This is a genomic window from Tomitella biformata AHU 1821 (assembly GCF_000524475.1).
In the GTDB taxonomy this organism is placed as follows: Bacteria; Actinomycetota; Actinomycetes; order Mycobacteriales; family Mycobacteriaceae; genus Tomitella; species Tomitella biformata.
This window is the reverse complement of sequence record NZ_BAVQ01000072.1, coordinates 95698-110028: the sequence shown is the minus strand read 5'-3', so window position 1 is coordinate 110028 and position 14331 is coordinate 95698. Positions and strand designations below refer to the sequence as shown.

Here is a 14331-nt window from a genome sequence, read left to right as displayed (position 1 = left end):
AGTCATGTCAGCCACCCAGCGATCCGGCGAGCAAGCCCGCGAGCGGGCCGTCCAGCAGGCTGCCAAGGCTGCCCGCACCTTCCTCAGGGGCCTCCGGCTGGCCGGAGACGTTGAGCACGACGGGGTTCGAGACCGTGTCCCGGAATCCATCGCCGCCGAGGAACTTGGCGGAAAGCACCTGCGTGCCCTCGAACTCGAGGGAGGTCGTGATGGTCGCCTTGCCCTCGACCACCTCGATGGGGCCGCCGATGGCCTCCGCACCCTTGTAGAACTGCACGGTGCCGACGGCGTCCGCGGGGTTCACGGTCGCAATCAGCGTGACCGTCTGGCCCTCAACCGACAGACCTTGGACGCTCAGGTTCGCGTCGACCGCGGTCAACACGGGCGGTGCGTCCTGGACCGTCGCGGTGAACGCGCCGGAGGTGGACTCGTCGAAGCCGGCGGTGCCGGTGTACTCGGCCACCACCTGGTACGCCCCGGCAGCGCCGAAGGTGTGCTCAAGGACCGCGACGCCGTCGGCGGTGCCGACATCCGCGCGGCCAACCTCAGAGCCGTCGACGCGGAAGATGATCTCGCCACCGGTCGGGATCGGGCGGACGGTCGCCATCAGGTTGGTCGGGCTGCCGGACTCCGCGAAGACGGGCTCGACGACCACGGTGGTGGTCTGCCAGGCGCCGTACGCGACGCTGACCTGCTGGGCCGCAGCCTCGGAGTTCTCAAAGCCGAAGCCGCCGACGAAGCTTGCGGTGACCTCGGGAGCGCCGGGGTTGTCGAAGCGATGGTCGAGGGTGGCCTGGCCGCCACTGACCGAGACCGGGTTGCCGACGTTGACGCCGTCGACGGCGAACTGCACAGTGCCCTGGGCGTTGGCCGGGGTCACGTTCGCCTTCAGTGCGACGCTGGCGCCCGCCTCGGCCGTGGCCGGGATTTCCAAGGCGGTGGCGGTGTCGATGTTGCCGACCTCGAGGGTCTGCGCGGTCGCCTCGGAGTCATGGTGGCCGCCGGTCGCGGTGTACTTCGCGGAGATCGCGAAGTCGCCCATTGCGTCGAAGGTGTGGCCCAGCGCCGCGGTGCCGCTCGCGTCGACCGTCTGCGGGGAGCCCACGCCGGTGCCGTCGATGTAGAACTGCACCGTGCCCTCGGCCCCGGCCGGAGTGACCTTCGCCTTGAGCTCGGTCTCAGAGCCGAGCCCGGCCTTGGCCGGGAGCTCGAGCGTGGTCGTGGTGCTCACGCGGCTGTCCTCGACGCGGACCTTCACGCCCGAGGGGCTCGCGCCCTGTGCGCTACTGAACGTCGCGACGTCAAAGATGAAGGAGCTGTCGTAGTCACCTGGAGCATGGTCCGCCGGCACCTTGAATGTGACGTCGTAGGTTAGGACGGTCCCGCCGATGACCTTGAAGCCCGTCGCGGCATTCAGGGGCGCGCTCTTGCAGCCGCCACCGGTGCAGGTCGCCTTGACGCCGTCGTCCCCCTCCGAGCTAACGGTGGCATCCATGGACACGACCGAGCTCTCGTACTCGAATCCCGCCGGAGCCACCTGCCTCATCGCCGTGATGTAGCGGCCGAGATTGAGGAACCCGCCAGCCTTCGAGTTCTCCCAGATGCTGGCACGGTAGGTGACGGTGTCGCCCGGCTCGAGGATATTGTCACCGACGACCTGGAAGTTCCAGCCGAGGTTGTCTGCGGTTCTATCTCCGGTCGAGGAGATCGGGGGGGCCGTCGGATCTGCGGTTGCCGTGCCGATCATGGCCAGAGCCAGCGCAATAACGCTGACGAGGACCGTGAACGGCGCGGCAGTTCGCTTCAAGAAGCGGGTTGCCATGGATTCTCCTTGCGAGACTTGCGGTCACGCCCAACGGATCCGTAGGCGCGAGGACTACAACCGAATGTGATTTATAACACTATCGTCCAAGACGGTTGTTTCCGCTACTCTCTTCCCATAAATCGGGGAGGAATCACAGGACTCCTTGCCCTTCCGCTCGGAATATGCATGCCGACGTCGGGTCCCGGGCCGGATTCGTCGGGCAAAACGGACTGGGCGGCCGCGCCCCCCGGCCGCGACCGCCCACTCCGCCCCCGGTCAATCCCGCGGCAGCCCCAGCATCCGCTCCCCGATCACATTGAGCTGCACCTCGGTGGTGCCGCCGTAGATCGTCGTCGCGCGCCCGGCGATGAGCTGCTCCATGGCCTTGTCGCTGGGCTGGCCAGGCACAGCCACGGTGCCCGCCGCACCCAGTTGTGCCACCACGAACTCGGCGATCTGCTGGCCCAGGCCCATGGCCAGCAACTTGCCGACGCTGGACGTGGTGCTCACGTCTGCCCCGGAGAGCTGTTTGAGCACGATGCGCGCGCTGATCAGGTCGACCGCCTGGCTCTGCGCCACCAACTCGCCCAGCTCATAGCGGCCCACCGGCGAGAGCTCCCTGCCGCGTGCGAAGGCGAGGAGGTCCTTGTCCGTCGCGTAGGCCTCCATCTTCTGGCTCAGCGCGACCCGCTCGCCGGCGAGAGTCGTGCGCGCGACGTGCCAGCCGTCGTTCACCGCCCCGACGACGTTCTCGTCGGGGATGAACACGCCGTCCAAGAAAACCTCATTGAACAGCGCCGAGCCGGTCATCTCGCGCAGCGGCCGGACGGTGACGCCGGGGCTGGACATGTCGAGCACGAAGTACGTGATGCCCGCGTGCTTCGGCTTGGCCGGGTCCGTGCGGGCAATGAGCATGGCCCAATCCGAGAACTGTGCGACGGTGGTCCAGATCTTCTGGCCGGCGATCTTCCATCCGCCCTCGACCTTCTCCGCCTTGGTCGTCAGCGACGCCAAGTCGGAGCCGGCGCCCGGCTCGCTGAACAGCTGGCACCACACGAGGTCCCCGCGCAAGGTCGGCACGGCCAGGTCCCGCTTCTGCCGCTCGGTGCCGTGCGCGACGACCGCTTGCACCGCCCAGCCGCCCATCAACAGCTGCGGCATGGCGATGTCGGCGGCGGCGATCTCCTGCGAGATCACGATCTGCTCCAGAGGCCCGGCGCCGCGTCCATAGGGCGTGGGCAGGTGCGGCTGCACCCAGCCGCCGTCGCCGAGCGCGACCAGCTGGTCGTCCTCGTCGTCGACCCCGGCAATAGCCTTGAGCGCCACCGTGATCGGTCCGCGGATCTCCTCGGCCTCCGCGGGCAGCTCAAGCGTGGAGGCCCGCCCGACGCCGCTCAGCGAGGCGTCCGAGACCCGGTTCACCCGGCCCTCGCGGCTGCCGAGCACGCCTCGGATCGCCAGCGCCCGACGGTAGTACAGGTGGGCATCGTGCTCCCAGGTGAAGCCGATGCCCCCGTGGACCTGGATGCAGTCCTGAGCGACGGTCACGGCCGCGTCCGGCACGATCACCGCGGCGATGTCGGCGGCGAAGTCCGCCGTCGCGTCCCCCGCGTCCAGTGCGCACGCCGCGTCCCAGAGCGCGGCCCTGGCCTGTTCGAGCGCGATGCCCATGCGGGCGCACATGTGCTTGACCGCCTGGAACTGACCGATGGGCCGGCCGAACTGCACCCGCGTCTTCGCATACTCCGATGCGGTGGCGACGCACCAGGACATCAGGCCGACGGCTTCCGCACCCAAAACCACTGCGGCGATGGATCTTCCGCGGGCTTCTGCCAGCCCGTCGAGCAGCCGATCGGCCGGCGTGCGCAGCTCCGTGGCCGCCACCCGCGCCGAGCGCCGCAACAGGTCCAAGCTGTCCTGCTCGGTGCGCTCCAGATCCGCCCCGTCGACGGCGACCCAGCGAGCCTGCCCGTCGAGGCGCACCGGCAGGATGACGACATCCGCTTGGAGCCCGCCGAGCACGGCGTCCAACGCGCCGGAGAGAACCAGCACACCGTCATCCAGGGTTGCTTCGATCGGTTCGCCCAAAGCCACTGCGCCCGTGCGAGTTCCGTCCAACAGTCCTGGCAGCAGCTCGATAGCCGCCTTCGAGTCCGACGCCGTCAAGAGCGCAGCCGCGAGCGCGGTGGGGACGAACGGCCCTGGGGCGGCACTGCGGCCGAGCGCCTCGAGCGCCACGGCCAAGGTCAGCAACCCGGCATCCGATCCGCCGTGCGTGTCGGATACGTGCAGGCCCAGTAGGTCCTGGCCCACCAGCGCTGACCAGAACGGCGGAAACTTCTCCTCGTGCCGGGCCTCGAGCGCGGCGCGGACGGCGTCGGCGGAGATCGTGCGCTCAGCGAACGCCTCCACCGACTCCGCGAGGGCCATGTGCTCTGGCGTCAGCCCTAGACCCAGCTCGTACGCGTTCTTGGCCATCAGCCGATCCTGTTCGCGAGACCGGTTGTGGTCCAAGGGCCTTCACTCTCGATGGTGTCGCCGCCGGACCAGTTGACGAGCTCCGTGATAGCACCGCCCTGCACCGCGTAGACCTTGCCGGTGATCTTGCAGTCCCCGGCAGCCAGGCGGGCGACCAGCGGCGAAATATTCTCGGGACCGAACGCATCAAACTCGCCCTCCGGCACCTCCTCCGCGAACAGCGCACCCATGCCCGGGGTCGCGAGGGTGAGGCGGGTGCGGGCAATCGGCGCGATGGCATTCACTCGCACGCCATAGCGGTCGAGTTCATCTGCGGCGACGAGCGTCAGCGCGGCGATGCCGGCCTTCGCCGCGCCATAGTTGCCCTGCCCGGCGTTGGGCATGAACGTGCCCGACGCAGACGCGGTGTTGATCACCGAGGCGTTGACCTCCACCCCCGCTTTAGACTGCGCCTTCCAATAGGCGGCGGCGTGGTGCAGCGTCGCGGCGTGGCCCTTCAGGTGCACTGCGATCACCGAATCCCAATGGGCCTCATCCATTCCCGCGATGAACGCGTCGCGGAGGATGCCCGCGTTGTTGACGAGGATGTCGAGGCGGCCGAACTCGCCTATTGCCTGCTCTACCAGGCCCTTCGCCCCGTTCCACGAGCTGACGCTGTCGGTGTTCGCGACGGCACTGCCGCCGGCCGCCATGATCTCGTCCACCACTTGCTGCGCCGGGCTCGCGTCCGCACCGGTGCCATCGTTGGCGCCGCCGAGGTCGTTGACGACCACCGCCGCACCCTCGCGGGCGAACAGCAGCGCGTGCTCGCGGCCGATGCCCCGGCCAGCGCCGGTGACGATCGCGACGCGTCCTTCAAGGGTTCCCACGTGTATTTCTCCTAGGTTGAGGGGTAGGGCTAATCGCTGATGACGACGAGGCCGTCCTTGATCACGAGATCCGCGCCGACGGCCGTCTCAAATGCATAGGACGTCGAGCCCTCCGCGTCGGCGGCTCTCCAGAACTTCGTCCGCATCTCCGCACCCGGCAGCACGGGCTTGGCGAACCGCACCGCGAGCCTGCGCAGTCGGGCGGTGTCGCCGTCGGCCAGTTCCATCACCGCCGCCCACGAGGTGAACGCCATGGTGCACAGGCCGTGGTTGATAATCCCGGGCAGCCCGGACATCTGCGCGATCTCCTCGTCGAGGTGGATCGGCATGGGGTCGCCGGAGGCGGGCGAGTACCGGAAGGTCTGGTCCTCGTCGATGCGCTGATCGGCCACCACCACGGGCTCGGCGACGTGCAACGCGTCGTCGAACTTGTGGCCCGGGGCGAGCGCACCCACCCCGGGGCCGGCGTCGACCCGGCGGAAGAACGCGGTCATCCACTGCTCGTTGACGAGCTCGCCTGCCTCCGTGCGGGTCTCGGCGTAGATGACCACAGAGGAGCCGTTCTCACGGCCCTCGAAGCCGATCGGCTTGGCGCGAACCACCAACTTGTCGCCGGCGACGATCGGGCGGTGGAATAGGAAGTCCTGCTCGCCGTGCACCAGCTTCATCAACAATTCCACCGGTGCCACGGACAGCGCGGCGGGGGCCATCGAGAAGAAGACCGGCACGACGGCGAACACCGGCGGCGCGACCTCCCCGCTCAGGTGCTGCGGGCAGGGATCGTTGGTGGCGGCAGCGTATTCGGCGATTCGCTCGGCGGTGACCTCGAAGTGCTCGGGGTCGGTCCACTCGCCGATGGCGGCGGCGTCGAACGCAACGGTCGGCGTGGTCATGCCCGCTACCCGTACAGCTCTGCGAACTTGGCGAGGGAGACCTCAAGGTCGCCTTTCGCGTTCTTCGCGACGGCCTTGCCGATGGGGCCGACGATCATCGTGCCCTTGAAACTCGCCTCGATCGACGCTGTGGAGCCCGTGCCCTCGGGATCCACGCTGAGCGTGAACTCCACGGTCACGCCCGCCATGCCGGTGCCCGCGATCGTGACCATGCTCGGCACGTCGACGGCGGTGACGGTCCACTCGATCTTGTTTGCCATGCCCATCACGGACACGACCTCGGTGAACTGCGCGCCCACCGCCACCTCGGCGGGCAGCTCGGACTTCCAGGACTGGTGGATGGTCAGCCAGTCCTCCCAGCGCGCGAGGTCTGAGAGGCCCTCCCACGTCTTCTCGGGGGCGGTGGGCAGGGACACGGAAACGGAAACAGATGCCATTGCGGAACTCCTAGATCAGCGGTTTGCGGGACGGTATGCGGTGACGACGACGGCGCCGCCGAGGCCGATGTTGTGCGCGAGGGCCACCTTCGCCCCGTCGACCTGGCGCTTGTCCGCGGTGCCGCGGAGCTGCCAGCTGAGCTCGGCGGTCTGGGCCAGGCCAGTCGCGCCGAGCGGGTGGCCCTTTGAGATGAGCCCGCCGGAGGGGTTGACGACCCAGCGACCGCCGTAGGTGGTGTCGCCAGCGTCGATCAACTTGCCGCCGTCGCCCTCGGGGCACAGGCCGAGCGCCTCATAGGTGAGGAGCTCGTTGGAGGAAAAGCAGTCATGCAGCTCGATCACATCGATGTCCGCGGCGGCCAGGCCGGACTGCGCATAGACCTGCTCGGCGGCCTTGCGGGTCATGTCTGCGCCGACGAGGCTGAGCGCGCTCTTATCGTCGAAGGTGCTGTTCATGTCGGTGACCATGGACTGGCCGACGATCTCCACGGCCTGATCGGCGAGCCCGTGGCGGTCCACGAAGTCCTCGCTGACGATGATCGCCGCGCCCGCGCCGTCCGAGGTGGGCGAGCACTGCAGCTTGGTCAGCGGGCCGTGGATCTGGCGGGACTCGAGGATCTGCTCGAGGGTGTACTCGTCCTGGAACTGGGCATACGGGTTGTTCACGGAGTGCTTGTGGTTCTTCACCGCGATCTTCGCGAAGTGCTCGGCGGTGGTGCCGAAGCGCTCCATGTGCTCGAGGCCCGCGGCGCCGAACATGTACGGCGCGGGCGGCATCGCGAACTCCTGGAGCTCCGCGAGGGCCAGGAGGTGGCGCATCAGCGGCTGCTCGCGGTCGTCATAGGTGGAGCCGAGTGAGCCCTTCTGCATCTTCTCGAAGCCCAGCGCCAGGGCGCAGTCGACGGCCCCGCCGCGCACAGCCTGGGTGGCGAGGAACAGTGCGGTGGAGCCCGTTGAGCAGTTGTTGTTGACGTTGACCACGGGGATGCCGGTCATGCCCAGCTCGTAGACGGCGCGCTGGCCAGAGGTGGACTCGCCGTAGACATAGCCGACGTAGGCCTGCTTGACCAGGTTGTAGTCGATGCCCGCGTCTTCCAGGGCCATCGTCCCGGCCTCGCGTGCCATATCCGGGTAGTCCCATTCTCGCGAGCCCGGCTTCTCGAACTTCGTCATGCCGACTCCGACGACGAATACCCTGTTGCCCATTTTCCCGACTCCCTAAATGTGTATGAGACACGTTGTTCCACTAAACTAAGTGAGACATCCTGTTACGTCAATCCCCCTGTGGGTAGTGTCTGGCAGATGCCCCGAAAACCGCCGCCCGACGAGACAGTGGAGGTCGACGGCCGCTCCACCCGGTGGGACGACCACAAGGCACAACGCCGCGAGCGGATCCTGCAGGCCGCGATCGACACCATTAACGAGTCCGGCTCCGACATCGGCGTCCTGCAAATCGCCGAGCGCGCCGAGGTCCCCCGCTCGGTGGTGTACCGCCACTTCAAAGATCGCGGCGACCTCGACGAGGCGATCCGCGCGCGCATCATCGACAAGCTGATGGCGAACCTCGCGCCGGCCCTGACCCCCACGGGCAACATCGCGCAGGCCATCGACCAGGCAGTGGACACCTACCTCGATTGGATCGTCGCCTCCCCGAAGCTGCACCAGTTCCTCGGCACGGGCTCCGCAAGCAGGCGCACGACGGGCTCCCGCGTGGTCACGGGCACCAAGACCGCCATCGCTGTGCAGCTCACGGGCCTGTTCGAGCTGATGCTCACATCGCTCGGCCACGATTCGGTGCTCGCGGAGTCACTCGCGTTCGGGGTGATCGGACTGGTCGACGTCTCCGTCAACCGCTGGCTCGCGCACGCGAACTCCCAGCTGCCCCTGGATAAGCTGCGGGGCTTCCTCGCGGTGTCGATCTGGCAGGTGCTCGACGGCAACCTGCGCCAGCTGGGCACCACACTCTCGCCACAGACCCTCATCAGCGACCTGCTCTAGAACTCCACGCCGCGCGTGCGCAGGTAATCGGAGAAATCTGCGGATTCTTCCGACTAACTGCGCACGCCTGGGCCGAGTTATCCACAGATCTTGATTCGGCCCCCAATTTCGCCGGCAAATCGGCCAGGCTTGGCCCATGGGGGAACTCGACAGTCCGTTCTTGGGGTCCGACGCCGTCCAACAAGGGCTCTTGACCAAACACCAACTCACCCTGCACCGGCGGCTGCACCGCGATGTCTACATCAGCCGTGGCACCGACCTCTCCCCGCTGATCCGCGCCCAGGCCGCCTCTACCTGGGGCGGCCCCGACGGGGTGCTCGCCGGGTTCTCCGCCGCCGCAGTGTTGGGCTCAAAGTGGATCGACGATCACGCCCCCGCCGAACTGATCCGCTCGGGCAGCCGCCGATCCGTCCCCGGCATCACCGTCCACGCGGACACGCTCCTGCCCGGCGAGACGGTAATCCGCGCTGGCATGCGCATCACCAGCCCCGCGCGCACGGCCTTCGACCTGGGCCGATGGCTGAACCATGACCACGCCGTCGAGGTGCTCGACGCGCTCTGCGCCGCCACCGGACTCTCGCCGGACCAGATCCTCCAGGTCATTGCCGATCATCCACGGACCCGTGGCAACAAGCGCCTACGGAATATCATCCGGCTCCTCGACGCCGGGGCGCAGTCCCCGCCTGAGACGCGCACGCGGCTGTCCTCATCCGGGCCGGACTCCCACGACCGCAGACCCAGGTCAAAGTGCGCAACGGCTGGGACCATGTGGTCGCCACCTGCGATCTCGGCTGGGAGGAATGGCGCACGGCAGTGGAGTACGACGGCGTGCACCATTGGCTAGACGAGCGCCAGCGGACCAAGGACATCTGCCGCTATGAAGAGCTCGCGGAGCTGGGGTGGCGGGTGGTGCGGGTCAACGCCAAGATGCTCCGCGGCGAACGGCAGCTGATCGTCGCCCGCGTGCGGGCGAAACTGCGCGCGGCGGGCTGCCCGATCTAGCCATCCCGCGAGTGCGCAGGTAATCGGAGGAAATGGCGAATTCTTCCGATTACCTGCGCACTCGCGGCCTCGATGAGGCTACGCCAGCACCACGGCCTCGCCGAGCACGCGCAGACTCACCGAGGTGCCGACGGCCGGTGCGATCACGCTCATCTGCCGCACGGAAAAGTCCCCCACCGAGCTGGTATTCAGCCGCAGTCGCAGCAGCGAGTCGTGGCCCAGGAACTCCCGCTCGAGCACCACTGCGACACCGCCAACCGACGCAGAGGTGGCCACGATCTGCTCGGGCCGCAGCATGATCTGCGCGGTGCCCATGGGCGTCCCCTGCGGCACCGGCACCACACCCAGCACGCAGTCCGCGACGCCCGTGCCAGTGACGGTCGCGGGCAGCATCACGACGTCGCCCAAGAACTCCGCAGTGAACCGGTCCACAGGATGCGCGTACACCTCCTGCGGTGGCCCCACCTGGGTGAGCACGCCCGTGCGCATCACCGCGACTTGGTCGGCGAAGGACATAGCCTCCTCCTGGTCGTGCGTGACCAGCACCGTGGTGACTCCGGATGCGGCGAGGGTGTCCCGCACGGATTTACGCATCGCGGCGCGCAGTCCAGCGTCGAGCGCGGAGAACGGCTCGTCGAGCAGCATCAGCTTGGGCTCCAGCGCCAGTGCTCGCGCGAGGGCGACCCGCTGCTGCTGGCCGCCGGAGAGCTCCTCGGGCCGGCGGTCCGCGAAGTTCTCCTCAAGCGAGACCATCGCCAGCAGTTCGGCGACCCCGCGGTGGGAGCGGCGCCGACGCCAAGGCAGGCCGAACATGATGTTCTCGCGGACGCTCAGGTGCGGGAATAGCGCGCCGTCCTGGGCGACGTAGCCGATCCCCCGCTTATGCGCGGGCACCACTTGACGGCCCTGCGCGAGGGTGCGCCCGTCGAGGGCGATCGATCCCGCGTCGGGCGTCTCGAAGCCAGCGATGATGCGCAGCAGCGTGGTCTTACCGCAGCCCGATGCGCCCACAATCGCCGTCGTGCTCCCGGCCTGCACGGTCAGGTCGATTCCGCGCAGGACCTCCGTCGCGCTGAAGGACTTTCGCACTGCCTCGATATCGAGCCCGCTCATACCCCGGCCGCTTTCTGAGATTGTCGGAACAGAATGTAGGTCACCGGCAGCGACACGGCCACCATGATCAGCGCGAACGGCGCCGCGCCCGCGTAGTCCAGCTCACCGCTGAGCGACCAGAACTGCGTGGCTAGCGTCGAGGTGCCGGTGGGCGAGAGCATGAGCGTCGCCGTCAGCTCAGTGACGATGGCGATGAACACCAGGGCCATGCCCGACGCGGCCGCCGGCGCCGTCAGCCGCAGCGTCACCTTCAGGAATGCCCAGGCGGGGCTCTTGCCGAGCGCCTGCGCGGCCTCCTCGAGGTCGACCGGCACCTGGGCAAGGCCCGCGCGCACGCTAACCAGCGCGCGGGGGATGAACATCAACAGGTACGCGGCGAACACGACAAATACAGTTTGGTACCAGTCCGTCTGGATGAACACCGTGATCAGCGCCAATGCCACCACAATGCCCGGCAGCGCGCTCGTCACATAATTGGAGCCCTCCACGAACTTCGAGAACCGGCCCGGGTACCGCACCGCAATCCACGCGATCGGGAACGCGAGCACCGTCGTCACCACCGCGCCGACCGCGCCGTACATCAGGGTCTGGCCCAGCGCCTCGACGAGAGTCGAGCTCTGCCACACCGCGGCGCCGCCGCTCGCGAGCCAGCGGCCGATGACCACCAGCGGCACGCCCAACGCCGCGCCGAGCACCACGGCGAGCACGGCCTGCGCCGGCAGCTGCAGCGTGCCTAGTCGCAGCGGGGTGGCCGTCTGCGCCGTGCCGGAGCCGATGCGGGCATAGCGGGACTTGCCGCGCGCGCCGCCCTCGATCAGCAGCACCAGCAGGCAGCACAGCACCAGCACCCCCGCCAGCATGTTGCCGGCCATGCCGTTGAAGGTGGACTTGAACTGCCCGAAGATCGCAGTGGTGAACGTGTCGAAGCGGATCATCGAGAACGCGCCGTACTCGGAGAGCAGGTGCAGCGTCACCAGCAGCCCGCCGCCGAGGATCGCGAGGCGCAGTTGGGGCAGCACCACGCGGAAGAACACGGTCAGCCGGCCGCAGCCGAGCGCCGTCGCGGACTCCTCGACCTGCGCATCGAGCCGGCGGAGCGCGGCGAGCACAGGGAGGTAGACCAGCGGAAAGTAGGACAGGGTGGTGATCAAGACGCCGGCCCAGAGTCCGTGCAGCGAGGGGAACACCGTCACCCACGCGTAGCTGTTGACGAACGCGGGCACGGCGAGCGGGGCGGCCAGCGCCGGCGCCCACAGCCTAGAGCCGAACACCGTGGTCCGCTCCACGAGCCAAGCGACGGCCACGCCGAGCGCGACGCACAGCGGGACCGTCACGAGCACCAGCAGCCCGGTGTTCGTCAGCAGCTCGCCGACGCGGGCACGGAAGACCAGCGCGCGGATATTGTCCCAGCCGGCCTGGTAGCTGGAGTACACCACGAAGCCCAGCGGGACGAAGGCCGCTGCGGTGAGCAGCGCGACGACCACCACCACCAACGCGGGCGGACGACGCGGCCGGGAACCCCGCGGCTGCCTGAGCACTGGCTCGGCAGCCGCGGGGGTTGGGCGCGCGAGGCGTCCCGGAATGACGGTACGAATTAGATCAGTCCCGCCGCCGTCATCAGGTCAACAACCTCGGGCCCGTTGAGCTTCTCCGGGTCGATGGCCGGGTACTGCAGCTGGTCGAGGGGCACCAACGCCGGGTTCGCGGCGATGTCGCTGCCGACCGGGTACTCGAACGAGGTGCCCGTCTGCAGGATCTCCTGGCCCTTCTTACCGGTGATGAACTGGAGGAACTGCTGCGCCTGGTCCTGGTTCTTGCTGGACTCCAAGACGCCGCCGCCGGAGATGCTGACGAATGCGCCGGGGTCCTCGTTTTTGAAGTAGTGCAGCGTCACGTTCTTGGAGTTCTCGCCGGTCTTGGCCTGATCGCCGAACCAGTAGTAGTGGTAAATGACGCCGCCGTCGATCTCGCCGGCGTTGACGCCCTTCATCACGGCACTGTTGCCCTGGTAGGTCTTGGCGTTGGCCTTCATCCCCTCGAGCCAGGTCTTCGTGGCGTCGGCCCCCTTGAGCTCGAGCATGGCGCTGACGATCGCCTGGAAGTCCGCGCCCGACGGCGACGCCCCCCAGCGGCCCTGCCACGACGGGTCCTGCAGGTCCATGATCGAGACCGGCAGCTGGTCCTCGACGAGCTTGTCCTTGTTGTAGGCGAAGACGGTGCTGCGGGCGGCGATACCGGTCCACTTTCCGGTCGACGGGCGGAACTGCTCGGGGACCTGGGCGATGGTCGCCGGGTCCACGTCGGCGAACAGGCCCGCGGTCTCCACCTGCGCCATGGCCGGGGAGTTCTCGGTGAGGAAGACGTCGGCCGGGGACTTAGAGCCCTCCGCGACAAGCTGGGCGGCCATCTCGCTGTCGCCACCGTTGCGCAGGTTGACCTTGACACCGGTCTCCGCGGTGAACTCGTCCGCCCAGGCCTGCGTCAGCGAGTCATGCTGCGCGTTATAGACGGTGATCTCGCCCGCGCCGGAGCTTGAGTCGGAGCTTGAGTCGGAACTGCCACAACCCGCGAGCACCAGCGCCGAGGCCAGCACCGCCCCACCGAGTGCCAGGGTCCGACGGCGCCATGCGCCTGTTCGTCCGGTGTGGGGTGCGGGTGCTCCGGTGGCTCTCATATTCGATCGTCCTGCCTGAAGATGGTCTGGGATACGGCAGCTCGGCGAGCGGCCGTATCTGCCAGGTTAGCCTTAGCTGGCATCGTCCAGAATGTGGCACTCGACACAGGGGTGGTCAGAACCGCTGGACGCTCGCGGACGCACGGGTCAGCAGCTTGCCGCCGGAGGTCGCGATCCGCGCCTCGACCAGCTCGATGCGCCGCCCCACCCGCACCACATTCGCCTCCAGGCGGATGTCCGGGCCCGTCACGTCCGGGGACCGCACGAAGTCGGTGCGCAGGTCCAGCACGCGGTAGCGCTCACCCGGGTCGGTGGCGGTCTCCGCGGCGAGCCCGCAGATCTGGTCGGCGACGGCAAGCAAGATGCCGCCCTGCAGAGTGCCCATGCTATTGGCCATCCACTCCTGCGGGGTCAGCACCGCGGTGACGGCGCCGGTCTCGACGATTCGGAGTTCCAGCTCGAGCAGATCCGCCATCGCGCCGCGCGGGATCTCGCCCAGCGCCATGCCCTGCACCACGTCCAGGCCCAGCCGTTGGCTCAACTCCGCGTCGGTATCCGCGACGGCCACACCCGCGGACGGCAGTCGAGGTTCGCCCTCGACGCCGCTGTGGTCGAACTTGCGGTCCACCACGACCCCGCGGGCGCTGATGATGGCGCACACGTCGCCGTCCGCGTCGCGCAGGGAGCCCGACGCCAGGCCGGTGCCGGCGGCGACATCAACGTGCTCGCTGCGCCCGAAGGCGGTGACGATGCCGGCGGCGGGCAGCGCTTTCGCGGACGAGACCGTCAGGGATGCGGCCACGGAGCGCTGGCCGGAGGGCAGGCTCGCGTAGATCGTCCCCGCGACGGCCGTGTCCAGCAGCACACCCACGGAGCCGAGCGTCGACTGGCCGCGGTGATCGTGGAATCGCTTGCCCAACTCCTGCTCGTAGACCAGGCCGTTCTCGCCCCGTTCTCGCAGATGCACACCCATCGCAGCGTTCACGGGATCAAACAGCGGGGCTTGTCGTGCGTCGGAAGTCACAGCCCCATTAAAGTCTGAGCGACTTACCGCCCAGCCAGC

The 14331-nt window shown here is 68.3% G+C and carries 13 protein-coding genes; 3 read left to right on the top strand and 10 right to left on the bottom strand.

The annotated features are described in order from the left end of the window. Positions 1–7: 7 nt before the first annotated feature. From TBIF_RS17855 to TBIF_RS17830, 6 genes are all read right to left on the bottom strand, one after another. On the bottom strand, positions 8–1822 hold the full coding sequence (locus tag TBIF_RS17855) for an Ig-like domain-containing protein (RefSeq protein WP_024796115.1): 1815 nt from the start codon (positions 1820–1822) through the stop codon (positions 8–10). A gap of 258 nt (positions 1823–2080) precedes the next feature. Further along, entirely contained in the window at positions 2081–4282 is a 2202-nt protein-coding gene (locus TBIF_RS17850; RefSeq protein WP_024796114.1) for an acyl-CoA dehydrogenase family protein, read from the bottom strand. Then, entirely contained in the window at positions 4282–5151 is an 870-nt protein-coding gene (locus tag TBIF_RS17845) for an SDR family oxidoreductase (RefSeq protein WP_024796113.1), read from the bottom strand. The genes TBIF_RS17850 and TBIF_RS17845 overlap by 1 nt, the downstream gene beginning before the upstream one ends. Before the next feature lie 29 nt (positions 5152–5180). Continuing rightward, on the bottom strand, positions 5181–6044 hold the full coding sequence (locus tag TBIF_RS17840) for a MaoC/PaaZ C-terminal domain-containing protein (protein WP_024796112.1): 864 nt from the start codon (positions 6042–6044) through the stop codon (positions 5181–5183). A 5-nt stretch (positions 6045–6049) separates the two neighbouring features. Beyond that, positions 6050–6481 carry a type II toxin-antitoxin system Rv0910 family toxin gene (locus TBIF_RS17835; RefSeq protein WP_024796111.1) on the bottom strand — a complete coding sequence of 144 codons (432 nt, stop codon included), beginning with the start codon at positions 6479–6481 and terminating at the stop codon, positions 6050–6052. A gap of 15 nt (positions 6482–6496) precedes the next feature. Continuing rightward, complete coding sequence (locus TBIF_RS17830) at positions 6497–7687, bottom strand: lipid-transfer protein (RefSeq protein WP_024796110.1); 1191 nt, start codon at positions 7685–7687, stop codon at positions 6497–6499. Positions 7688–7783: 96 nt separating this feature from the next. Here TBIF_RS17830 and TBIF_RS17825 point away from each other — a divergent pair, with 96 nt between their 5' ends. From TBIF_RS17825 to TBIF_RS26330, 3 genes are all read left to right on the top strand, one after another. Then, positions 7784–8479 carry a TetR/AcrR family transcriptional regulator gene (locus TBIF_RS17825; RefSeq protein WP_024796109.1) on the top strand — a complete coding sequence of 232 codons (696 nt, stop codon included), beginning with the start codon at positions 7784–7786 and terminating at the stop codon, positions 8477–8479. A gap of 190 nt (positions 8480–8669) precedes the next feature. Then, positions 8670–9323, top strand: coding sequence for a hypothetical protein (locus tag TBIF_RS23910; RefSeq protein ID WP_235174854.1), 654 nt, complete (start codon positions 8670–8672; stop codon positions 9321–9323). Then, positions 9308–9481 (top strand): putative endonuclease domain-containing protein, encoded by a 174-nt coding sequence (locus TBIF_RS26330; protein ID WP_235174852.1) that lies wholly within the window; start codon positions 9308–9310, stop codon positions 9479–9481. The genes TBIF_RS23910 and TBIF_RS26330 overlap by 16 nt, the downstream gene beginning before the upstream one ends. A 78-nt stretch (positions 9482–9559) precedes the next feature. On the opposite strand, the gene TBIF_RS17815 is transcribed toward TBIF_RS26330, so the two are convergent. The 4 genes from TBIF_RS17815 to TBIF_RS17800 all read right to left on the bottom strand — a co-directional run bounded on the left by TBIF_RS17815 (position 9560) and on the right by TBIF_RS17800 (position 14292). Further along, entirely contained in the window at positions 9560–10594 is a 1035-nt protein-coding gene (locus TBIF_RS17815; RefSeq protein ID WP_024796108.1) for an ABC transporter ATP-binding protein, read from the bottom strand. Next, a complete protein-coding gene (locus tag TBIF_RS17810; protein ID WP_148302320.1) occupies positions 10591–12132 on the bottom strand; it encodes an ABC transporter permease in 1542 nt (513 codons plus the stop codon). Before TBIF_RS17810 ends, TBIF_RS17815 begins: the two co-directional genes overlap by 4 nt. Before the next feature lie 56 nt (positions 12133–12188). Continuing rightward, positions 12189–13268 carry an iron ABC transporter substrate-binding protein gene (locus tag TBIF_RS17805; RefSeq protein ID WP_051461624.1) on the bottom strand — a complete coding sequence of 360 codons (1080 nt, stop codon included), beginning with the start codon at positions 13266–13268 and terminating at the stop codon, positions 12189–12191. 115 nt (positions 13269–13383) lie between these two features. Beyond that, on the bottom strand, positions 13384–14292 hold the full coding sequence (locus TBIF_RS17800; RefSeq protein ID WP_024796105.1) for a PaaI family thioesterase: 909 nt from the start codon (positions 14290–14292) through the stop codon (positions 13384–13386). Positions 14293–14331: the final 39 nt, after the last annotated feature.